Genomic DNA, 22,626 nt, shown 5'->3' with positions numbered 1-22,626 from the left:
GTTATGTCTGGCGGCCATAGCGAATTGGAACCACCCCTTCCCATCTCGAACAGGGCCGTGAAACGATTCCGCGCCAATGATAGTATGCACCTCGCATGCGAAAGTAGGTCACCGCCAGACTTTTATTTAGCATCCAGAGCTCTCTGGATGATGACAAAAGCCCTCTAAAAGAGGGCTTTTGTTTTTGTGTTATTAGCGGCTGGTTGCTATAATAGCGACCATTGGGGATGGGCGTTGAGCCCATTTTTTATTTGTAGAATCAGGCAATAAGGTTTTTATGCAGGATTTAAACGCATTGTTGGAAAAGTCCCTCGACCAGCTTGGATACGAACTGGTCGACATGGAGTTGGCCAATCGCGGAAAATTGATCCGCTTGTTCATCGACAAGCCGGAAGGCATCGATATTGACGACTGCGTGTTGGTGAGCAATCACTTAAGCAACTTATTGGCTGTCGAATACGATATAGATTACGACAGGCTGGAAGTCTCTTCCCCTGGCTTGGATCGGGTATTGAAGAAAGAATCGGATTTCGTACGGTTCGTGGGCGAGCGAGCCCAAGTGAAATTACGGGTGCCGGTTGAAGGCAGGAAGAATTTTTTAGGCATATTGCGTGGCGTAGGTCAGGAGCATCTTGTATTGGAGTGTGAAGGCGTGGAACAACGCGTGCCATTTTCCAATATTGACAAGGCAAGATTGTCCCCTGAGTTCTAAACACCAATTTTTTGGCGGAGATTGAAATGAGTCGCGAAATATTGTTATTGGTCGATGCATTGGCCCATGAGAAGAATGTGGCTAAAACCGTTATTTTTACGGCACTGGAGCTGGCTCTGGCCTCTGCTACCAAGAAGCGTTTTACTGAAGATGCCGATGTCCGCGTAGAAATCGACCGCGATAGCGGAGAATATAATTCTTTCCGCCGCTGGCAGGTGGTTGAGGCTGAGGAGCTGGAAAACCCGGATGCGCAGGTTGCCACGGATGATGCACGTGCTGAAGGCCTTGCTGTCGGCGACTACATCGAAGAGCCTTTGGAGTCGGTGGAATTTGGCCGCATCGGGGCGCAGGCCGCCAAGCAGGTTATCTTGCAAAAGGTGCGCGAAGCCGAGCGTGAGCAGATTCTGGATGACTTCCTCGCGCGCAAGGAGCATTTGGTGACCGGCGTCATCAAGCGCATGGAGAAGGGCAACGCCATCATCGAAGTGGGGCGTCTCGAGTCGGTGTTGCCTCGAGAGCAAATGATTCCCAAGGAAAACCTACGCGTTGGCGACCGGGTTCGCGCCTATCTTTCGCGTATCGAGCGCGGTGGCCGTGGCCCGCAACTGATCCTGTCACGAATAGCCTCCGAGTTTTTGATCAAGTTGTTCGAACTCGAGGTGCCGGAGATTGAAGAGGGATTGCTGGAAATCAAGTCGGCAGCCCGCGATCCCGGCTTGCGCTCCAAGATCGCGGTGAAATCGAATGACCAGCGTTTGGATCCTGTCGGCACTTGCGTTGGCATGCGTGGTTCGCGTGTGCAGGCCGTTACCGGTGAGCTGGCAGGCGAGCGCGTGGATATCGTGTTGTGGTCCATGGATCCCGCCCAGTTCGTTATCAACGCCATGGCGCCTGCCGAAGTTTCGGGCATTGTGGTGGACGAGGATGCCCATAGCATGGATGTCATCGTCGATGAAGAGCAATTGGCCCAGGCGATCGGGCGCAATGGCCAGAACGTGCGCCTTGCTTCGGAACTGACCGGATGGACATTGAATATTCTCACCGAGGAAGAAGCCGCCAAGAAGAACGAAGAAGAGCACAGCAGCATCCTGCAACTGTTTGTCGAAAAGCTGGATGTGGATGAAGAGGTTGCTGATATCCTGGTGCAAGAAGGATTTAGCACCCTGGAAGAAATCGCCTATGTGCCTTTGGCTGAGATGAGTGAAATCGAAGCGTTCGACGAAGACACCATCAATGAGTTGCGCAAGCGTGCCCGCGCTGCCTTGCTGACCGAGGCGATTGCCAAGGAGGAGAAGGTGGGTGAGGCATCTGAAGACTTGCTGCGCATGGAAGGAATGGACGAGGCGACCGCACGTACCTTGGCCGGCAAGGGCGTGGCCACGATGGATGACCTTGCAGACCTCGCGGTTGATGACCTGGTTGAACTGACCGGAATGGATGTCGAGCGTGCCAAGCAATTGATCATGACTGCGCGTGCCCCTTGGTTTGCTTGAGGCGTGTATAGATTAGCGTAGCTAAGAAGAAATGCACTGGCTGACAGTGCAAGTGAAAGAGATTGGAGTAACAGAATGGGACAATCGAGCGTAGCACAGTTTGCCAGTGAATTAGGGCTGCCGGCTGAACTGCTCCTGGAGCAGTTAAAAGGAGCGGGCGTCAACAAGACTGCATATGAAGACACACTCACAGAGCAGGATAAAACCTCTTTGCTGGAATATCTGCGCAAGGAACATGGCGCACAAGAGCCTAAGAACAAGATTACGCTGACCCGCAAGCAAGTTACTGAAATCAAGAAATCGGACAGCAGCGGCAAGGCGCGTACTATCCAGGTGGAAGTACGAAAGAAGCGCGTGCTTGTGCGCCGCGATCCCGCATTGGAGCCGGTGGTTGAAGAAGAGCCTGTTCAGGAAGCGGTTGCAGATGAATCAATAGTGGAAACTGCGCCGGTTGTCGAACACGTACCTGAGCCAGTAGTTGAGGTGGTGCCAGAGCCGGAGCCTGTCGTCGTGCAGGCTGAAGTGGAGCCAGAGCCGGAACCTGTTGCCGAGGCTGAGCCTGCAGCGGCGGAGACCGCTGCACCTGCAGAGGAAAAGCCCGCAACAGATGCACGTCCGAAACTGACAGCCAAGGAGCTGCTCGGAGCTGATGAATTGGCTTTGCGCGAGCGCGAAGCGAAGCGCCAGGCTGCGTTGATGGCAATCCAGGCTGAAGAGTTACGCAAGAAACAGGAACTGGCCCAACGCCGTCAGGAAGAGGCTAAACGTGCAGCTGAAGCTGCCGCGAGCAAGCTGTCTGAAGGCACATTGCATAAACCTGCGGTCAAGGAAGCTCCCAAGCCTGAAGACAAGAATGCCAAGAAGACTGGCAAGAGCGGTGCCAAGGACTGGAATGATAGCGACGGCAAGAAGCGTGGCGGCGTAAAAGCCCGTGGCGATGCAGGCGCTGCCGGCCAGGGCTGGCGCGCCAAGGGCGGCAAGTCCAAATCCAAGGGCAATGAAAACCAGCAGCATGCATTCACGGCGCCGACAGAGCCGATCGTGCATGACGTATTGGTCCCGGAAACCATTACCGTGGGCGATCTTGCCCACAAGATGGCGGTCAAGGCCAGTGAAGTCATCAAGACCCTGATGAAGATGGGCATGATGGTGACGATCAACCAGGTGCTCGACCAGGAAACCGCGATCATTATCGTGGAAGAGATGGGCCATAATGCCAAGGCTGCCGCTTCCAACGATCCGGAAGCCTTCCTCGATGAAGCAGAACATGCAGAAGCGACGCAAGAGCCGCGTCCACCAGTGGTGACGGTCATGGGGCACGTCGACCACGGCAAGACCTCGCTGCTGGACTATATCCGTCGCAGCCGCGTGGCTTCTGGCGAAGCCGGCGGCATTACACAGCACATTGGCGCTTACCATGTGGAAACGCCGCGCGGCATGGTGACTTTCCTCGATACTCCGGGCCACGAAGCGTTTACTGCGATGCGTGCGCGTGGCGCCAAGGCAACCGATGTGGTGATCCTGGTGGTGGCGGCGGATGACGGCGTGATGCCGCAGACCATTGAAGCGGTGCACCATGCCAAGGCAGCGAATGTGCCGCTAGTCGTGGCGGTGAACAAAATTGATAAATCCGAAGCCAATCCTGAGCGTGTGAAGCAGGAGCTGGTCACGCATGAAGTGGTGCCGGAAGACTGGGGCGGCGACACCATGTTCGTCGAAGTGTCTGCAAAGACCGGCATCGGTATCGACAACCTGCTGGAAGCCGTACTGCTGCAGGCCGAAGTGCTTGAGCTCAAGGCGCCTAAGAACGTCCCGGCCAAGGGCCTGGTGATCGAAGGCCGGCTGGACAAGGGCCGCGGCCCGGTATCGACGATCCTGGTGCAGTCCGGCACATTGCAGCGCGGTGACATGATCCTGGCCGGTACCGCCTACGGCCGCGTCCGCGCCATGCTGGATGAATCCGGCCGGGATGTGAAAGAAGCTGGCCCTTCCATTCCAGTGGAAATTCTCGGCCTCTCCGACGTGCCGAGCGCCGGTGAAGAAGTCATTGTGCTCAACGATGAGCGCAAGGCGCGTGAAATCGCCCTGTTCCGTCAAGGCAAGTTCCGCGACGTGAAGCTGGCCAAGCAACAAGCCGCCAAGCTGGAAAGCATGTTCGAGCAAATGGGCGAGGGCGAGGTCAAGGTGTTGCCATTGATTATCAAGTCCGACGTGCAGGGTTCTTACGAGGCGCTGGCTACGTCGCTGCAGAAGTTGTCCACCGATGAGGTCAAGGTCAACATCATCCACACAGGCGTGGGCGCCATCAGCGAGTCCGACGTCAACCTGGCGGCTGCATCCAAAGCAGTATTGATCGGCTTCAACGTGCGCGCCGACGCAGGCGCGCGCAAGCTGATCGAAAGCTCCGGCGTGGACGTGCGCTACTACAACATCATCTACGAGGCTGTGGATGAAGTGAAGGCGGCACTGGGCGGTATGTTGTCGCCAGAGCAGAAGGAAAACGTCATCGGCACCGTGGAAATCCGCGAAGTATTCCGCATTTCCAAGGTGGGCGCGGTTGCAGGTTGCTACGTGCAGGATGGCGTGGTGCGCCGTAACTCCAAGATCCGCCTGATCCGCGACAATGTGGTGATCCATACCGGCGAACTGGATTCGCTCAAGCGCTTCAAGGATGACGTCAAGGAAGTGAAGTCGAACTTCGAGTGCGGTCTTTCCCTGAAGAACTACAACGAAATTGAAGTGGGCGATATCCTGGAAGTATTCGAAGTCGTGGAAGTCGCGCGGACCCTGTAAGCATGGCTAAGGAATTTTCCAGAAGCGACCGTGTTGCCGAGCAGATTCAGCGTGAACTCGCTGATCTGCTGCAATTCGAGGTGAAGGACCCCAGGGTTTCTTCCATGGTGACTGTGACCGAAGTCGAGGTCAGCGGCGACATGGCGCATGCCAAGATCTATTACACCGCGCCGCAAGGCACGCCTGAGCTGCAGAAAGGCCTGGAAAAGACGGCTGGCTTCCTGCGTAGCCAGCTTGCCAAGCGTTTGCTGTTGAGGACCGTGCCGCAACTGCATTTCAGTTACGATGCCTCGATCGACCGCGGCATGCACATCGCCAAGCTGATCGACGAGGTATTGCCTCCCTCCGCGCCTGACCAAGACGACGAGTCTGCCTGAGTAAAGCGGTTGTGCAACAATTCAGGCGAATCAAGCGCAATATCGATGGCGTGCTATTGCTGGACAAGCCATTAGGTATTTCATCCAACCAGGCCTTGCAGATCGTCAAGCGGCTTTACCAGGCTGCCAAGGCTGGCCATACCGGCAGCCTTGACCCCTTGGCAAGCGGCTTGTTGCCGATCTGCCTGGGCGAGGCCACCAAGTTTTCCCATTTCTTATTGGACGCTGATAAAAGCTACCGCGCATTGGTGACGCTGGGCAGTACAACCACGACAGGCGATGCCGAGGGCGAAGTGCTGGCGCGCTTGCCTGTTACCACGACGCAGTCCGGGTTGGAAGCCGCGCTAAAAAAGATGCTCGGCGATATCCTGCAGGTGCCTCCCATGTATTCCGCCTTGAAGCATGGTGGCAAGGCACTATATGAGTATGCTCGGGATGGTGTGGAAATTGTCCGCGAGCCCCGGCCAGTGACCATACATGCGATTCAACTAGAGCGGTTTGAAGGCGAGCAGTTCGAGATGGTCGTGTCATGCAGCAAGGGCACGTATATACGGACGCTGGCGGAAGACATTGGCAAGCTGTTGGGGTGCGGCGCCCATCTCGGTGGCTTGAGACGACTGACGACGGCACATTTCAATCTACAGGATGCGGTCACGATCGAGCAGCTCGAGCAGATGTCGCTGGAACAGCGCGACGCCACCCTGCTGGGAGCGGATGCTGCGATTGAGGATTTACCCCAAGTCACTATTGATGCCGATAGTGCTTTTTATCTATTGCGCGGCCAGGAAGTGTGGAAGTCAGGTGTAAGAATCGAAGGATTGTTCAGGCTTTACTCCGAGCAGGGCGTTTTCCTAGGCATTGGCGAACAGACTTCCCGGGGCTCCATTGCCCCCAAGCGCTTGCTGCGCCAGGCAGGTTGATCGATAACGATTGATTGATTCGCCTTGTAGTAGCGGATGAAAGCTTGGCATTTTTAAGAGGCGGTAAGCGAAAAATCGCCCTAGTACTGCTTCATTGAACTCATATTGAAATAGCGTTATAATATGGAGTTGATTGTAAATGAATGCTCTAGCGGGATTGATGTAGCCTGCATTTGCATTGACGCAAAACACATCTCACAACATTAGGATTAAGTTATGGCAATTACAGTTCAAGAAACAGCAAAGATTGTTGCTGATTTCCAACAAGCTCCAAACGATACAGGCAGCCCAGAAGTTCAAGTCGCGCTTCTTAGCGCCCGTATTACTTATTTAACCGAGCATTTCAAAAGCAATGCCAAGGATCACCACTCCCGTCGTGGTCTGCTGAAGCTGGTAAGTCAGCGCCGCAAGCTGCTGGACTATCTCAAGCGCAAGAATGCCGACCGCTATCGTACATTGATCGAACGCTTGGGTCTGCGTAAGTAATCATCGCGCACTTGTGAATTCATAGGATAAGCCGAAAGCAAAGCGGAGACGCAATGCTTGTCGGCTTATTTTTTTATAAAGGACAAATATTGTGACGGCAATCAAGAAAACGATTACCTATGGTCAGCATGAGCTGACACTTGAAACCGGAGAAATCGCACGTCAGGCGGATGGTGCCGTGATGGTCAGCTATGGCGACACCGTAGTTCTGGTGAGCGTGGTTGGCAAGCGTGAAGTGAAGGCTGGCCAGGATTTCTTCCCACTGACCGTGGATTATCAGGAAAAAACCTATGCTGCCGGCAAAATCCCTGGCGGCTTCTTCAAGCGTGAAGGCCGTCCTTCCGAAAAGGAAACCCTGACTTCCCGCCTGATCGACCGCCCGTTGCGCCCGCTGTTCCCTGAAGCCTTCTATAACGAAGTGCAAGTGGTGGCGACAGTCATGTCTTCCGACCCCGAAATCGATGCCGATATTCCAGCGATTATTGGCGCATCCGCAGCACTGGCCATTTCCGGGATTCCATTCTATGGCCCGATTGGCGCAGCACGCGTTGGTTACATCAATGGCGAGTATGTCCTCAACCCGACCGCTTCCCAGCTCAAGGAAACTGCGCTTGACCTGGTAGTGGCAGCGACTGACAGCGCCGTATTGATGGTGGAGTCCGAGGCCAAGGAACTTCCTGAAGATGTCATGCTGGGTTCCGTGGTCTACGGCCATGAACAAATGCAGGCTGTGATCAATGTGATCAATGAACTGGCTGCCGAAGTCGGCAAGGAGCCTTGGGACTGGGCGCCTCCAGAACCCAATACCGAGCTGATCTCCAAGGTAGAAGCGCTGGCTGGCGCTGATATCAACGAAGCGTACAAAATCAAGTCCAAGGGCGCCCGCTCCAGCAAACTGGATGAAATCAAGAATCGTGTATTGGGCGAATTGATCACGGAAGAAACTTCCACTGCCGAAGCCAACGAAATCAAGGGCGCGCTGTTCAACCTGGAAGCCAAGGTAGTGCGTACCCAGATCCTGAATGGCGAGCCGCGTATCGATGGCCGCGATACACGCACTGTGCGTCCCATCAGTATCCGTACCGGCGTATTGCCGCGCACCCATGGTTCCGCACTGTTCACGCGTGGTGAAACCCAGGCATTAGTAGTGGCAACGCTGGGTACTGGCCGTGACGAGCAAATCATCGACGCGCTGCAGGGCGAATATGCAGACCGCTTCATGCTGCACTACAACATGCCTCCTTACGCTACAGGCGAAACTGGCCGCGTCGGTACGCCTAAGCGCCGTGAAATCGGCCATGGCCGCTTGGCCAAGCGTGCGTTGCTGGCAGTGCTGCCAAGTCAGGAAGAATTTGGCTATACCATCCGCGTCGTTTCTGAAATCACCGAATCCAACGGTTCCAGCTCCATGGCTTCTGTCTGTGGCGGCTGCCTGTCCTTGCTGGATGCCGGTGTGCCTTTGAAAGCCCAAGTGGCTGGCATTGCGATGGGCCTGATCAAGGAAGGCAACCGCGTTGCCGTATTGACCGACATCCTGGGCGATGAAGATCATCTGGGCGACATGGACTTCAAGGTGGCTGGTACCGAGTCCGGCATCACTGCGCTGCAGATGGATATCAAGATCACTGGCATCACTGCGGAAATCATGCGTGTCGCCTTGTCGCAAGCCAAAGAAGGCCGCCTGCATATCCTCGGCCTGATGAAGGAAGCCGTTGGCGAGAAGCCTCAGGAGCTCTCCGCATTCGCACCACGCATCATCACCATGAAGATTAATCCTGAGAAGATTCGCGATGTGATCGGCAAGGGCGGTGCAGTGATTCGCGCATTGACCGAAGAAACCGGCACGACTATCGACATCGAGGAAGATGGCACCATCAAGATCGGCTGCATCAGTGCGGAAGCCGGCGAAGAGGCCAAGAGGCGCATCGAAGTGATTACTGCCGAGGTGGAAGTAGGCCAAGTCTATGACGGCACCGTCCTCAAGCTGCTGGATTTCGGCGCGATTGTTTCCTTGCTGCCGGGCAAGGATGGTCTGTTGCATATCTCCCAAATCGCACACCAGCGTGTGAATGCCGTGGCTGACTTCCTCAAGGAAGGCCAAGTAGTCAAGGTCAAGGTGCTGGAAGTGGACGACAAGGGTCGTGTGCGCCTGAGTGCCAAGGCATTGATCGAGGCGCCTGCCGCGGAAGACAAGGCAGAAGACTCGGCAACAGTGGCTGACCAACAGTAATCAGTTGCATTAGCTCAATAAAAAGGCCGGTTTCAAACCGGCCTTTTTATTTGGGATTTCAAAACAAAAACAATGTGTGATCTAGTGCGAGAAAATCAGGACGCGATAAACCCGTCACATTGGAATGTGACGGATCTCGATACAGAATGAATTACTTGGCAACCTGCTTTTCGCGGATTTCATCCAGCGTTTTGCAATCGATGCACAACGTTGCAGTAGGGCGAGCTTCCAATCGTTTAAGGCCGATCTCGATGCCGCAACCATTGCAATAGCCGTAATCACCTTCGTCAATTTTGGACAGGGTCTCGTCAATCTTCTTGATCAGCTTGCGTTCGCGGTCGCGATTGCGCAATTCCAATGCCATGTCGGATTCCTGGCTTGCCCTATCGTTCGGATCGGCAAACATGGTGACTTCGTCCTGCATGGTATGGACCGTGCGGTCAATGTCATGACTAAGCTCTGCTTTCCAGTCGTTCAAAATTTTCCGGAAATGATCAAGCTGCTTCTCATTCATGTATTCCTCGCCAGCCTTGGGTTGGTAAGGAACAAATTGTCTTGTAATTGCTTCAGCCATGTGCGCCTTAAGAGTTAATTTTCGATTAACAGAAAAATAAAGCAGGCGCAAGTGTACACTGAATAATTCAGCGATGCAAAAGCCTTGTGCCGCAAGGCTTGAACTCGCTAATGAAGAAGAATCGGCAGTCTAAGCCATGAGTTGTCTGGATTCACGTAATTCAAGCGCCGTGAGCGTGTTCTGCATCAATGTGGCAACGGTCATGGGGCCAACGCCGCCCGGGACGGGCGTAATCCATGCTGCACGCGTTTTGGCGGTTTCAAACCCGACATCCCCACACAAACTGCCGTCTGCGAGGCGATTGATGCCGATATCCACCACGATCGCACCAGGCTTGATCCATTCGCCCTTAATCAGGTGAGGCTTGCCTACTGCCGCTACCACGATATCGGCACGTGCCACATTCGCTTGCAAGTCCTTGGTATGGCGGTGGCAACTGGTGACGGTACAGCCAGCAAGCAGCAGCTCCAAGGCCATGGGGCGGCCAACATGGTTGGAAACGCCGACGACCACGGCATCCAGTCCCAGCAGCTTGATCCCTGTGGATTGCAGGAGCCTGATCACGCCATAAGGCGTGCATGAACGCAACGTTGGCTGGCGCACGGCCAGCCTGCCGATGTTGTATGGATGAAAGCCATCCACGTCCTTGGCGGCGCTGATGGTTTCTATGATCTTCTTTTCCTCAATATGCGCGGGGAGGGGAGACTGCACCAGGATGCCGTCCACTGTATCGTCCTGATTGAGCTGCTCGATCAACGCAAGCAAATCAGCCTCGCTCGTGGTGTCGGGCAGGTCGTAGGCTAGGGAGCGGATGCCGGTTTTCTCGCAAGCCAGCCTTTTGTTGCGTACATAGATGGCAGATGCCGGATCTGCGCCAAGCAGGATCACGGCCAGCGTCGGCGCGCGCAAGCCTTTTTCCAACCTTTTGTCTATTAAGGATTTTGTTTCGGCTAGCGTGGTTTCGGCAATGGCTTTGCCGTTGATGATTTGGGCGGTCATGACAAATTTTTTCAAAAATAATGCGATATTTTAGCAGAATCAGTTTGACCTTCCTGCTGGAGTGCGCTATATTTCTCGCCCTCGGGGTGTAGCGTAGCCTGGTAGCGCGCCTGGTTTGGGACCAGGATGTCGGGAGTTCGAATCTCTCCACCCCGACCATATTTTTCCCAAGATGATTGTCCGACAATCTGCCCGTAGCTCAACCGGATAGAGCACCAGCCTTCTAAGCTGGGGGTTACAGGTTCGATTCCTGTCGGGCAGGCCATTCACTGGTTTATAATCCAGTTTCAATGGTGGCTGTAGCTCAGTTGGTAGAGCCCTGGATTGTGATTCCAGTTGTCGTCGGTTCGAGCCCGATCAGCCACCCCATTCTCTCTGCAATCTTGTGTCAACAGGGCGTTATGCTTATAGTAGCGCCATGGTTTGTACTCATTTCTCCCCCTGCATGATTCACGGAAAGCCGTTCTGATGGTTGCACAGCTTCCTGCGTTGATCATTATTGATGATGATCCCTTGATCACCGATACCTTGCATTTCCTGCTGGGCAAGGATTTCGAAGTCTATGTCGCCGAATCGCGTATGCAGGCCAGGAGCCTGTTGCGTCAGCTTGAAAACCCTCCGCCGCTCGCGCTGGTGGATCTGGGATTGCCACCAGTGCCGCATAAGCCTGACGAGGGCTTCAAGGTGATCGGTGAGCTGCTCGCGCATGCGCCCACCATGAAAATCCTCGTGCTCTCGGGCCAGAATGAAGAGGCCAATGTCAAGCATGCCCTGGCCTTGGGGGCCGTGGACTTTATTCCCAAGCCTTGCGATGTCGAGCGCTTGCGCCAATTGCTGCACAACGCCTTGAAACTGCAGGATGCCGAACTCAGCGAGACGGCAAGCGCCGAGGATGGATGGGGTTTGCTCGGCAGCAGCCTGCCGATGCAGACATTGCGCACGCAGATTACGCAGTTTGCGGACGCGCCTTTCCCGGTGCTGATAGAAGGGGAGTCTGGCAGCGGCAAGGAGTTGGTCGCCAACTGCCTGCACCGTTTCAGCTGCCGTTCGCGACAGCCTTATCTTTCCCTGAATTGCGCCGCGATTTCACCGAACCTTGCCGAGTCCATCCTGTTTGGACATGGCAAAGGCTCGTTCACGGGGGCGGCGAACGCGCATAGCGGCTATTTCGAGGATGCCGGCGAAGGAACATTGTTTCTCGATGAAGTGGGCGAGCTGCCTCTTGAGTTGCAAGCCAAGCTGTTAAGAGTGTTGGAAAACGGCGAGTATCAGCGCATCGGCGAAACACAGACGCGCCGCAGCCGTGCACGCATCGTGGCAGCGACGAACCGTGACCTGCGCGAAGAAGTCCGCGCAGGCCATTTCCGCATCGACCTTTATCACCGCCTGAGCGTGTTTTCAGTGCGCGTGCCGCCGCTGCGGGACCTAGAGCAGGACCGCTATGTGCTGCTGGAGCATTTCAACCAGTTCTATGCGCGTGAAACCGGGCAGCAACCCTTTGCCCTGGACGAGCAGGCCAGGCAGCGCTGGCTGGACTATCATTTCCCGGGCAACGTACGCGAGCTGCGCAACATTATCATCCGGCTGGTGGCCAAATATTCCGGCCAGGTCGTGACAGATGCGCAACTGGCCTCGGAGCTGGACCTGATGCATACAGGCCTGGGCCAGGCTGCCGGCAATGGCGCCGAGGCGCCGTTGATAACGGACGAAAACGCCATGGCAAGCCAGGCGCACAAGCATTTGCAAACGCAGGCCAATGTCAACCTGGACCAAGTGCTGAAGTCCTGGGAGCGCGCGTATGTTGATGCCGCGATGAAAATCACCCACGGCAACCTGAGCCAGGCCGCCAAGCTGCTGGGCATCAACCGCACGACGCTATACAGCCGCATCCAGCTGCAGCAGGATTACAAAGGCGAATAGTGTATTACGCACATTTTGGACTGAAAGAGCCGCCATTCAAGATCACCCCCAATACTGACTTTTTCTTTCCCGGCGGCAATCGCGGCGCAGTGCTGGAAGCATTGCGCTACGCCATCCTGCATGGCGAAGGGATAGTCAAAGTAGTCGGCGAGGTGGGCAGCGGCAAGACCATGTTGTGCCGCATGCTGCAAACGCAGCTGCCGGACCATGTGGACAATGTCTACCTGGCCAATCCCAGCATGGCGCCGGAAGATGTGCTGCATGCGATTGCGCTTGAGCTGCGGCTGGATATTCCTGCCGGCCTGGGCAGGCTGGAAGTCATGCAGCGGCTGCAGCAGGCATTGCTGGAAAAGCACGAGGCCAAGCGCCAAGTGGTAGTGTTCGTAGAAGAGGCGCAAGGCATGCCGTTGGCGACACTGGAAGAAATCCGCTTGTTGACCAACCTGGAAACCCGCCACGACAAGCTCCTGCAAATTGTGCTGTTCGGCCAGCCTGAGCTGGATGACAACCTTAACCGGCGCGAAATCCGCCAGCTCAAGGAGCGGATTACCCATAGTTTTTATCTTGGCCCGCTGAACCAGGATGAAATTGCTGAATACCTGATGTTTCGCCTGCGGGCTGCCGGATATTACGGGCCGCCATTGTTTGCCAGGCGTGCCATCAAGCAACTGGCGGAAAAGGCCCAGGGGTTGGTGCGTCGCGTCAATATCCTGGCGGACAAGTCGTTGCTGGCTGCATTTGCCGCCAATACCTACCAGGTAACGCCCAGGCATGTGAGGGCTGCAATCCGCGATAGCGAGTTTGCCAGCGAGAGGCCTCGTCCCTCCAAACGTTCGTCAGCGGTGCTTTGGATATTGCTGATTGCGGCCGCTGCATGGGCCGTTTTTGTAGCGTGGAACGAGAAAGTGCTTGTGCCGCATACACCGCCGGCCGAGCCAATGGTGCAATCTGCCGCGCCTTCCCCCGCCGAGCTGGAACCCGGGCCAGCCCCTGCTGCTTCCATCAGCCAACTCATCAAGCAGCGCGAGGAGCGTACAGGCGCCTGGCTTGCGACCTTGCCGCCGCACTATCTCACCATAGAACTCGCGCGCCATCTTGCCGAGGATGATCTGGAAAAACAGCTACAGCCGGTATTGGCGCAGCTGGTGCTGGATAATCTATATGCCGTTGACACTAAAGTTAATGCGGATGGCAGCGTTATCATATTATATGGCGCGTATGAAAGCCGCCAGGATGCACTGGCCGAGTTGAAGCTTCTACCCGAGGAGCTGCAGGCCGGTGCGTACTTGCGCACCATTGCCGGTATCATGGAAGAAATGAAGCAACATCAATAGCTTGGTTGCATTCAAGTAGCGATTATGGGATAAATCCCGAAACCAGAATCACTAACCCAGAATTTACTAACAAAGGGAGTTGCATTTTGTCCGGCCAGTTGCCCAAAGTTGCCAGCATTCTGATATTGCCATTTGTGCTTGGCCTGACAAGTTGCGCCCATCAATCCACGGTTTCCCCTTCCACCGGCCATATCGACGAGCAGCCATCCGCCAAGCCAAGCGCATCTGCGGACATTCCCAAGCCGGTCAAGAGCGGCAATTACCTGCCGCCGCCCAAGCCCAGGGCCAAGGAGCAGACCTACAGCGTGGTGGTCAACGATGTGCCGGTCAAGGAAATCCTCTTTGCGCTCGCGCGCGAAAGCAAGCTGAATATCGACATCCATCCCGCCATCCAGGGGCGCGCGACGCTGAATGCCGTCGACCAGACCCTGCCCGCCATTCTGGAGCGCCTGGCGAAACAGGTCGACCTCACCTACCGCGTAGACGGCAATGTGCTGAGCATTACGCCGGATATGCCCGTGCTGCGCAGCTACAAGGTGGATTATGTGAACATGTCGCGCGATACCACGGGCTTCATCGGTGCGGCGGCGGAGATCGCGAGCACCGGGCGCAGCGCATCCACCACGAGCGGCGCCGGCGGTACTTCTGGCACTAGTACGTCTTCCGGTACGGGGACGGGAGCGGCAAATAGCTCGCGTACCGCAGTGAATAGCGTGGCGACCAATCATTTCTGGGAAACCCTGATCCAGAACCTCAAGGACATCCTTGCGGAAACCGACAAGGAAGTCATCATCACCCGCACCGGCACTGCGGCAGCATCGCAGTCAACGGAAGCTCCGCCTGCAGAGTCAGGAGATGGTACGGCAGCCCAGCAACAGGCGGCCGCGCCGCGTAACGCCACGCAAGAGCGAGAGGATGCCCGAACGGAGTACAGGACGTTGTTTGCGGCCACGGTGATCGCCAGCCCGGAGACGGGCATTATCAGCGTGCGCGCCACCCATCGTCAGCACGAGAAGGTGCAGGAATTCCTGGACAAGGTCATGAACAGCGCCAAACGCCAAGTATTGATCGAGGCCTCCATTGTGGAAGTCACATTGAACGACACCTACCAGGCCGGCATCGATTGGACGAAGGTAGGTAATGGTTTAAGGATGACCAACCAATTGGGGCTGAGCACCGTGCTGACGCCGGCCGGGATCGCGGGGACTGCGGGCACGACGGTGCCCTTCAGTATCGGGTATTCAAGCGATAATAGCAGCGTGGATTTCAATCTGCGGCTATTGCAGAGATTCGGCGATACCAAGGTGCTCTCCAGCCCCAAATTGATGGTGCTGAACAACCAGACTGCGGTCATGAAGGTGGTGGATAACCTGGTGTACTTCACGATTCAATCCCAGGTATCTCAGGGCGTGGGGCAAGGCTCGACCAATTTGCAATCGGTGACGACGACGCCGAATACTGTACCGGTCGGCATGGTGATGAGCGTGACGCCTCAAATCAATGATTCAGGGCAGGTCAACATCAATGTGCGGCCGACCATTTCCCGTGTGCTGAGCTATGTGGATGACCCGAATCCGCAATTGACGTTAATAAATGCGGATACTACCACTAGAATTGAAAGTCGGATTCCGCAAATCCAGGTGCGTGAGTTCGAATCCGTCTTGCGCGTGAACAGTGGCGACACTGCGGTACTGGGCGGGCTGATGCAGGACAACATCCAGCAGGCCACGGACAATGTGCCGGGCCTTGCCAAGGTGCCGCTGGTGGGCAAGCTGTTCACCGCGCGCAGCAATTTCAACGTGAAGACCGAGCTCGTGATTTTCCTGCGGCCTATCGTGGTGCAGAACGCCAGTCTGGAAAGCGAGGAGCTCAATTCATATAAACAGTACCTGCCCGCCCAGCAATTGCAAAGGTTAATTAATGAGTCTGTTAATTAGCGCATTGCAAAAAGCGGAACAAGCCAAGCAACAGCCTTTGGAAAAGGCTGAGATCGAGGAGTTCTTGCTGGATATCGCACCGGCCGAGCCTGTGCACGGGGGCGAGGCCAGCCAGCCTTCCGCAGCTGCGGCAGCAAGCGTACCGCCAGTAATGGAGCCTGCTGCACAACAGCGTGCGGCTGCCCAGTTGCTGGCTGCCAGGTCTGGCGCAGCCAAGCGGGAGTCGCTGCTGTCGCCGTTCACCCAGGGACTCTTGTTGCTATTGCTGGTGTTGCTGGTGGGAGGTGGAGTGTTCTGGTATGTGAGCTCCTTGACCCAGCCTGAGGTCATCGTGCCCAAGCCCGTCGTGTTGAACACTGCACCGGACGGCAGCCAGCAAGAGCAAAATATTCCAGAGGAAGCTGCCGCCGAGCCTGAGGTGGCTGAAGAGCCCAATAATGCTCCGGCACAAGTGGAGGCGATCGTATCGCCTGCGCCAGTTGCCACTTCATCGCGGGCCAATACCATGCAGCAGCAAGCATTGCCCCAGGTATTCGGCGAGCCGCCGAAAGAGCCTGCCAACAGCCATGTGTTGGTCACCCGTAACCGTCCGGCGGTCACGGTCAACCAGCATGTGCTCGATGCCTACCAGGCATTCAACCGCGGCGACGATGCCGCCGCGCAGCAGGCTTACCGGCAGGCATTGCAGGCGGACGTGCGCAATATCGATGCGTTGCTGGGCATGGCGGCGATTGCCGCTCGCCAAGGCCGGCAGCAGGATGCGGTGGGCTGGTACCAGCAGGTGCTGCAGGTGGAGCCGCGCAACGGCATGGCACAGGCCGCCTTGCTGGATTTGCAGGGGCAGGCCGATCCGCTGAACAGCGAAACCCGGCTCAAGAACCTCATCAGCCAGCAGCCGGAGGCAGCCTACTTGCATGCCGCGCTGGGCAACCATTATGCCGACCAGGGGCAATGGCCGCTGGCGCAGCAGTCTTATTTCCAGGCGCATCACCTTGATGCCGCCAATCCCGAATATGTATTCAACCTGGCGGTGAGCCTCGACCAGCTGGGAAAATCCAGCCTGGCATTGCAATATTATCAACAGGCGCAGGCATTGCTGGCCGGCAAGGATTCGCCAAGCGTGAACCAGGCGCAGCTGGCCGCCAGGATACGCCAGCTTCAGTAGCCATTTCCGCTTATAGGATATGCTCATGGCCCGGTTTGCCCAGGCCAACACATAACGGATGTAAGATCATTCATGGTAGAACAACGTCGCAAGCTCCGCTTGGGGGAATTGATGGTGCAGCAGGGCCTGATCAGCCAGGACCAGCTGCGCATCGCCCTCATGGAGCAGGAGCAGAGCAATATTCCACTGGGGCGCCAGCTGGTGCGCCTGGGCTTCGTCACCGAGGCGATGGTGCGCGACCTGGTGGCGCATACCATAGGCCAGGAGAGCATAGACCTTGCCACGGTGGTGGCGGATGCCGAGGCGCTGAAGATGGTGCAGGAAGGGTTCGCGCGCCGCTACCATATCCTGCCGGTGGCGTTCGATGCCAATACGCGCCAGTTGACGGTGGCGATGTCCGATATGTTCAACGTGGTGGCGCTGGACCAGTTGCGGGCTACCGTGGGCTCCCAGGTGCAGGTCAAGCCGGTGCTGGCCGCAGAGGCGCAGCTCGAGGACTACATCGACCAGTTCTACGGCTATGAATTGTCGGTCGACGGCATCCTGCGCGAGATCGAGACCGGGGAAATCGATTACCAGAGCCTGCAGGCAGGCGGCGACGAATATACCCAGCCCGTGGTGCGCCTGGTGGGCGCCTTGCTCATGGATGCGGTGAAGCGCGGGGCGTCGGATATCCATTTCGAGCCCGAATATGCCTTCTTGCGCATCCGCTACCGCATCGACGGCGTATTGCAGCAGGTGCGCAGTCTGCATAAAACCTATTGGCCGGGCATTGCCGTGCGCCTCAAGGTAATCAGCGGCATGGACATCGCCGAGACGCGGTCGCCGCAGGACGGACGCCTGAACATGAACCTCTCTGGCAGGCCGATCGATTTCCGTGTCGCCAGCCATCCCACCATCCATGGCGAGAATATCGTGCTGCGCGTGCTCGACCGGGAAAAGTCGATCATCCCGCTAGAGCGCATGGGCCTGCGGGATCAGGCGCTGGATGAATTGCAACTGATGATGACGCGGCCCGAAGGCATCGTGATCGTCACCGGCCCTACCGGCAGCGGTAAAACCACGACCCTGTATTCGCTGCTGTCCTTCCTCAATACCGAGGGGGTCAATATCATGACCCTGGAAGACCCGGTCGAATATCCCGTGACCATGATGCGCCAGACCTCGGTGGCGGAAGTGAACAAGGTGGATTTTGCCAACGGCATCCGCTCCATCATGCGCCAGGACCCGGATATTATCCTGGTGGGGGAGGTGCGGGACGCCGACACCGCCACCATGGCGTTCCGCGCCGCGATGACCGGGCACCAGGTCTTCACCACGCTGCATACTAATTCTGCCCTGGGCACGTTCCCGCGCTTGCTTGATATCGGCATTTCTCCCGACATCATGGCCGGCAACATCATCGGCGTGGTGGCGCAACGCCTGGTGCGCGTGTTGTGCCAGCACTGCAAGGAAGCCTATTCCCCGAATGACGAAGAGCGCAAGCTGCTGGGCAAGAATGTCCGCCCGGACTTACGCATCCACCGGGCAGCCGGTTGCAAGCAATGCGGCTATACCGGCTTCCACGGGCGCATGGCCATCATGGAACTCCTGCGCGTGGATAGCGAGATGGATGCGCTAGTGGCGCGCCGCGCGCACTTTGACGAATTGCGCGACCTGGCCGTGCAGAAAGGCTTCGTCACCCTGGCGGAAGACGGCATCCGGCGCATCCTCGAAGGGCATACCAGCCTGTCCGAGGTAATGCGCGTGATCGATCTCACCAGCCGCATCAGTTAAAGCGCCATGCCGACATTCAACTACAAGGCAGTGGATCAAACAGGCAAGGCGGCACACGGCCAGATCGATGCCCTGAACGAGATCGACCTGGAGCTGCGCCTCAAGCGCGTGGGCCTGGACTTGATCACCTTCCGGCCTTCCAGCCTGCGGCCCTCGGTCTTGAGCCGCCGCAAGGTCAGTTTGCAGGACTTGGTGATTTTCTGCTTCCAGCTCGAGCAACTCACAACGGCGGGCGTTCCATTGCTCGAGGGATTGGTGGACCTACGGGACAGCACCACCAACCCGCATTTCCAGAAGATCATCGGCTCCCTGGTGTCGTCGGTGGAGGGCGGCAAGATGCTTTCACAGGCGTTGGCGGAGCATCCTTACGTATTCAATCGCGTATTCGTCAGCCTGATCAAGGCCGGGGAGCAGACCGGTCGCCTGCCGGAAATCTTCCGTCACCTGGCCGATACCCTCAAGTGGCAGGACGAGCTGATCGCGCAGACGCGCAAGCTGCTGGCATATCCCATGTTCGTGCTGGTCGTGGTGGTCGCGGCGGTGATATTCCTCATGGCCTACCTGGTGCCGCAGATGGTATCGTTCCTGGGCAATATGGGCCAGGCGCTGCCGCTGCAGACCCGTATATTGATCGCGGTGTCGAACGCCGTAGTGGATTACTGGTGGCTGATGCTGGGCTTGCCGGTATCGGCAGCCATCATCATTGGCATCGCCATTCATCGCAGCCCGGAAGTGCGCTACCGCTACGACTTCATCAAGCTGCATCTGCCGGTGACCGGGAACATACTCAATAAAATCATCCTGGCGCGCTTCTCGCGCTATTTCGCGCTGATGTACCAGACCGGCATCCCCGTGCTGGACGGCATACGCAGTTGCGAGGAGGTCGTGGACAACCTCGTGGTGGCAGAGGCATTGAACCGCGCCTTGCAGCAGATCAACGCCGGGGAGAGCATGAGCGACAGTTTCCGCAACGTCGGCCTGTTCCCGCCGCTGGTGGTGCGCATGATCCGCGTGGGGGAAAGCACCGGCGGGCTGGACAAGGCGTTGCTCAACGTCAGCTATTTCTATGACAGGGACGTCAACGAGTCCGTGGAAAAATTGCTCAAGCTGATCGAACCGGCATTGACCGTGATATTGGGCGCCATCCTGGCCTTGATCATGTTCTCGGTGCTCGGTCCGGTGTACGATTCCTTTAGCCAACTCAAGTTATAGCACTATGTTCGAACGCCTCATTCTTTGCGCAACGCATGACCGGCTGATTGCCGGCCGCTGGCGTTTTGGCCGTTTGCGCGGGATAGAGATATTCGCCAACCAGCCGCAGGGGCATCTCGAATTTACCGAATTCCTGGCGCACCACCATTACATCCCCACCTATCTCATGGTGGATGCGCTGGAAGAGGATTTTCACCTGGAAGTCCTGCCCCACACCTCGGGGCCCTCGCGCAAGGAACTGTTGCAGCGCAAGCTCAACCAGGTATACCGCGGCAATACGTTCAAGGCGGCGCAGTTCCTCAGCAGGGAACGCGACAAGCGCCGCGACGATCGCTTCCTTTTCGTGGCATTGAGCAATACGGAATCCCTGCAGCCTTGGCTGGAGGCGCTCATCGGCCAGCAGGTACCGCTTGCAGGCGTGTATAGCCTGCCGATGGTCAGCCAGCTGTTGCTGCACAAGCTCAAGTTCAAGGCCGGCGATATCCTGCTCAGCGAGCAACTATCTTCAGGTTTGCGCCAGAGCTATCTCAACCAGGGGCGCTTGCGCGTCAGCCGCCTGGTGCAAATACCGCCCGAGGCTTATCAGCAGATCTCGTATTTCCACCTGGTGGAAACGGACAAGGCAAGGCTCTACCTGTTAAGCCAGCGCCTGATTGCGCGCGATACATCCCTGCGCGTGGTGGTATTGACGCCAGCGGAAGATGCGGAGCAGATCAGCCGCAATATCCAGCAAGAGCAGGGCTTGCAATGCGAGCACATCGACTTGGCCAGGCTGGCAAAAGGCAGCGGATTGTCGCTGGAGCAAGTGCGCCAGCTGCCCGAACTGGTGCATATGCAATTGCTTGCCCGCGGGCACAGGCCGGACAACTTGGCGCCCGAGCCGCTGGTCAAAACCTACAGGATGGAATTCCTGCGCAAAGGCTTGGTGCTTTCCGCGTTGATCGTCGCCGTCCTGGGGTTGCTGCTGACCTTGCTGTACCTGGCGCAAGCGGTCGAGGACGTGAAGCAGCTCAACGAGCTGGCTGTCGAAACGCGCCAGCAGGAGCAACGCTATAACGAAATCGCCAATAACTTCCCGGCAACGCCTATCCAGGGCATGGATTTGCACGTGGCTGCCAGCGTGCATGACGCCATCCTCAAGCAGGCGGCCAGTCCGGCCAGGTTGATGCAGGTGCTGGGCACCGTCATGGACCAGATGGGCAACATCCAATTGAACCGCTTGCGCTGGGTGGTGAGCCAGGACCTGGGGATCAAGGATGAGGCAAATGCCGGTGCTGCCCAGCCGGAACAATCAGCCAGTGCGGGAGGGACTGCGTACCAGATTGGATTCATGACGGGTGAAATCCGCGGTTTTAACGGAGATTACCGTGCGGCACTGGAAACGGTACACCGTTTTGCCGAGACATTGAAGGCAGATGCTGCCGTGCAAGAGGCTACCGTGATGCAGCAGCCGGTGAATGTGAGCTCTTACTCCAGTCTACAGGGCAGCACCACCGACGAGCGTACGGCGCGGAACGAAAAAGCCGTGTTCAAGCTCAAGCTGGTACTGAAACCCGAGACGGGACCATCCGAAGCTGGACCGGGAGCACAGCCATGAAACTGAACCGCCAGGATTGGCAAAGGCTGGCGTTGCCATTAACCGCTTTGCTGGTGGCGTTGGTCTTTGCCGTCGGCATTGTGGCGTATGCCCTGGCTTACCGGGATGAAGTCGGGCAGCGGCTGCAACAACAGCAGAGCCAGCTGATGCAGGCACGCTCCCGCTTGTTGTCCTCGGACCAGGAGCGCGAAAACATCATCCGTTACCTGCCAGTCTACCAACGCCTGATAAATGAAGGGTTTATCGGCGAAGAGCACCGTATCGAGTGGGTGGACGCCTTGCGCAATACCCACCAATCCCAGCGCCTGTTCGGCATCAAGTACAGCATCGGCGCGCAAGCGCCCTACCAGCCGGGCTTCGTCGGCAATACGGCGCCCTTCACCCTGTACCGCTCTATCATGAAGCTCGAGCTGCCCTTGTTGCACGAGGGAGACCTGCTGGTATTGCTGGACGGCCTCAAGCGCAACCAGAGCACCCCTTTCCTGGTGCGGGATTGCACCATGGAGCGTAGCGGCGTCGCCGTCACCACCATGCTCGCGCCCGTGGCGTCGGTGGCCTGCGAAATAGACTGGCTGACCTTGCGCGAATCCACGCCAGGAGCCACGCCATGATGAGAGCCCTGCTGTTGTCCTTGTTGTTGTGCGTCCACGCCAGTGCGGCGGCCGAATCCTTTGGCCGCTTGTTCACCACGCCTGCCGAGCGGGATAGCCTGGATAGGTTGCGGCAAAGCCAACGCGGCCAATTGCTGGAGCAACAGCCGATACCGGAAACGCTGGTCGATGCCGAACAGGTGCCCATGCCTTTGACGCCTCAGGAATTCAGCGTCCAAGGTTATATACAGCGCAGCGACGGCGGCAAGGGCACGGTCTGGATCAACCACCAGCCATTGCAGGAAGGCAGCAACAATGGCCAGGTGCAGGTGGGCAAGGTCAACCAGCAGGGCATTCCCCTCACCATTCATGAAAGCGGGCGTCACGTGCGCCTCAAGGCCGGACAAATATTCAACCCTGACACCGGGGAGATTATCGAGCGCAACGTACACACGACGGCACCCGGGCCGGCGACCAACCCGGCTGAACAGGGCGTGATTCGGTAGGAGCA

18 protein-coding genes, 3 tRNA genes and 1 rRNA gene are annotated in these 22,626 nt (G+C 57.1%); 20 read left to right on the top strand and 2 right to left on the bottom strand.

Going from position 1 to position 22,626, the window contains the following annotated elements; translation table 11 throughout:
- The first annotated feature begins 6 nt into the window (after positions 1 to 6).
- From rrf to pnp, 8 genes are all read left to right on the top strand, one after another.
- Positions 7 to 120 (top strand): 5S ribosomal RNA (rrf, locus tag ACKF11_RS15105).
- 157 nt (positions 121 to 277) lie between these two features.
- Complete coding sequence (gene rimP / locus ACKF11_RS15100; protein ID WP_407997737.1) at positions 278 to 712, top strand: ribosome maturation factor RimP; 435 nt, start codon at positions 278 to 280, stop codon at positions 710 to 712.
- 26 nt (positions 713 to 738) lie between these two features.
- A complete protein-coding gene (nusA, locus tag ACKF11_RS15095) occupies positions 739 to 2,205 on the top strand; it encodes a transcription termination factor NusA (RefSeq protein WP_309566946.1) in 1,467 nt (488 codons plus the stop codon).
- Positions 2,206 to 2,280: 75 nt separating this feature from the next.
- Entirely contained in the window at positions 2,281 to 4,998 is a 2,718-nt protein-coding gene (infB, locus tag ACKF11_RS15090; protein WP_407997736.1) for a translation initiation factor IF-2, read from the top strand.
- 2 nt (positions 4,999 to 5,000) lie between these two features.
- Complete coding sequence (gene rbfA / locus ACKF11_RS15085; RefSeq protein WP_407994393.1) at positions 5,001 to 5,375, top strand: 30S ribosome-binding factor RbfA; 375 nt, start codon at positions 5,001 to 5,003, stop codon at positions 5,373 to 5,375.
- An 11-nt stretch (positions 5,376 to 5,386) separates the two neighbouring features.
- Entirely contained in the window at positions 5,387 to 6,295 is a 909-nt protein-coding gene (gene truB, locus ACKF11_RS15080; protein ID WP_407997735.1) for a tRNA pseudouridine(55) synthase TruB, read from the top strand.
- 216 nt (positions 6,296 to 6,511) lie between these two features.
- Positions 6,512 to 6,781, top strand: a complete 270-nt coding sequence (gene rpsO / locus ACKF11_RS15075; protein WP_015829110.1) for a 30S ribosomal protein S15 — start codon at positions 6,512 to 6,514, stop codon at positions 6,779 to 6,781.
- Positions 6,782 to 6,872: 91 nt separating this feature from the next.
- Entirely contained in the window at positions 6,873 to 9,011 is a 2,139-nt protein-coding gene (pnp, locus tag ACKF11_RS15070) for a polyribonucleotide nucleotidyltransferase (protein ID WP_407994395.1), read from the top strand.
- A 151-nt stretch (positions 9,012 to 9,162) separates the two neighbouring features.
- Here pnp and dksA read toward each other — a convergent pair whose 3' ends face one another.
- Positions 9,163 to 9,585 (bottom strand): RNA polymerase-binding protein DksA, encoded by a 423-nt coding sequence (gene dksA / locus ACKF11_RS15065; protein ID WP_309567014.1) that lies wholly within the window; start codon positions 9,583 to 9,585, stop codon positions 9,163 to 9,165.
- A 129-nt stretch (positions 9,586 to 9,714) separates the two neighbouring features.
- Positions 9,715 to 10,584, bottom strand: coding sequence for a bifunctional methylenetetrahydrofolate dehydrogenase/methenyltetrahydrofolate cyclohydrolase FolD (gene folD / locus ACKF11_RS15060; protein ID WP_407997734.1), 870 nt, complete (start codon positions 10,582 to 10,584; stop codon positions 9,715 to 9,717).
- Positions 10,585 to 10,666: 82 nt separating this feature from the next.
- Here folD and ACKF11_RS15055 point away from each other — a divergent pair.
- From ACKF11_RS15055 to ACKF11_RS15000, 12 genes are all read left to right on the top strand, one after another.
- Positions 10,667 to 10,743 (top strand) — tRNA-Pro (locus tag ACKF11_RS15055).
- A gap of 29 nt (positions 10,744 to 10,772) precedes the next feature.
- Positions 10,773 to 10,849 (top strand) — tRNA-Arg (locus ACKF11_RS15050).
- A 28-nt stretch (positions 10,850 to 10,877) separates the two neighbouring features.
- A tRNA-His gene (locus ACKF11_RS15045) sits at positions 10,878 to 10,953 on the top strand.
- 99 nt (positions 10,954 to 11,052) lie between these two features.
- The gene (locus ACKF11_RS15040; protein WP_407997733.1) at positions 11,053 to 12,504 is read left to right on the top strand and encodes a sigma-54-dependent transcriptional regulator; all 1,452 of its coding nucleotides are present in this window, start codon (positions 11,053 to 11,055) and stop codon (positions 12,502 to 12,504) included.
- Positions 12,504 to 13,838, top strand: coding sequence for an ExeA family protein (locus ACKF11_RS15035; RefSeq protein ID WP_407997732.1), 1,335 nt, complete (start codon positions 12,504 to 12,506; stop codon positions 13,836 to 13,838). Before ACKF11_RS15040 ends, ACKF11_RS15035 begins: the two co-directional genes overlap by 1 nt.
- A 134-nt stretch (positions 13,839 to 13,972) precedes the next feature.
- Positions 13,973 to 15,775, top strand: coding sequence for a pilus (MSHA type) biogenesis protein MshL (gene mshL, locus ACKF11_RS15030; RefSeq protein ID WP_510338920.1), 1,803 nt, complete (start codon positions 13,973 to 13,975; stop codon positions 15,773 to 15,775).
- Positions 15,759 to 16,940 carry a tetratricopeptide repeat protein gene (locus tag ACKF11_RS15025; protein ID WP_407997730.1) on the top strand — a complete coding sequence of 394 codons (1,182 nt, stop codon included), beginning with the start codon at positions 15,759 to 15,761 and terminating at the stop codon, positions 16,938 to 16,940. The genes mshL and ACKF11_RS15025 overlap by 17 nt, the downstream gene beginning before the upstream one ends.
- Positions 16,941 to 17,012: 72 nt before the next feature.
- The gene (locus ACKF11_RS15020) at positions 17,013 to 18,716 is read left to right on the top strand and encodes a GspE/PulE family protein (RefSeq protein WP_309566961.1); all 1,704 of its coding nucleotides are present in this window, start codon (positions 17,013 to 17,015) and stop codon (positions 18,714 to 18,716) included.
- Between the two features lie 6 nt (positions 18,717 to 18,722).
- Positions 18,723 to 19,928: a type II secretion system F family protein gene (locus tag ACKF11_RS15015; protein ID WP_407997729.1), complete on the top strand. Its 1,206-nt coding sequence runs from the start codon at positions 18,723 to 18,725 to the stop codon at positions 19,926 to 19,928.
- A gap of 4 nt (positions 19,929 to 19,932) precedes the next feature.
- Entirely contained in the window at positions 19,933 to 21,525 is a 1,593-nt protein-coding gene (locus ACKF11_RS15010; protein WP_407997728.1) for a hypothetical protein, read from the top strand.
- Positions 21,522 to 22,136, top strand: a complete 615-nt coding sequence (locus tag ACKF11_RS15005; protein WP_407997727.1) for a hypothetical protein — start codon at positions 21,522 to 21,524, stop codon at positions 22,134 to 22,136. Before ACKF11_RS15010 ends, ACKF11_RS15005 begins: the two co-directional genes overlap by 4 nt.
- Positions 22,133 to 22,621, top strand: a complete 489-nt coding sequence (locus ACKF11_RS15000; RefSeq protein WP_407997726.1) for a hypothetical protein — start codon at positions 22,133 to 22,135, stop codon at positions 22,619 to 22,621. Before ACKF11_RS15005 ends, ACKF11_RS15000 begins: the two co-directional genes overlap by 4 nt.
- Positions 22,622 to 22,626: the final 5 nt, after the last annotated feature.

The organism is Methylobacillus draconifructus (genome assembly GCF_045984385.1).
GTDB classification, from domain to species: domain Bacteria; phylum Pseudomonadota; class Gammaproteobacteria; order Burkholderiales; family Methylophilaceae; genus Methylobacillus; species Methylobacillus flagellatus_A.
Note: the sequence above shows the minus strand (reverse complement) of the source record. Positions and strands in the feature narration are given on the sequence as shown.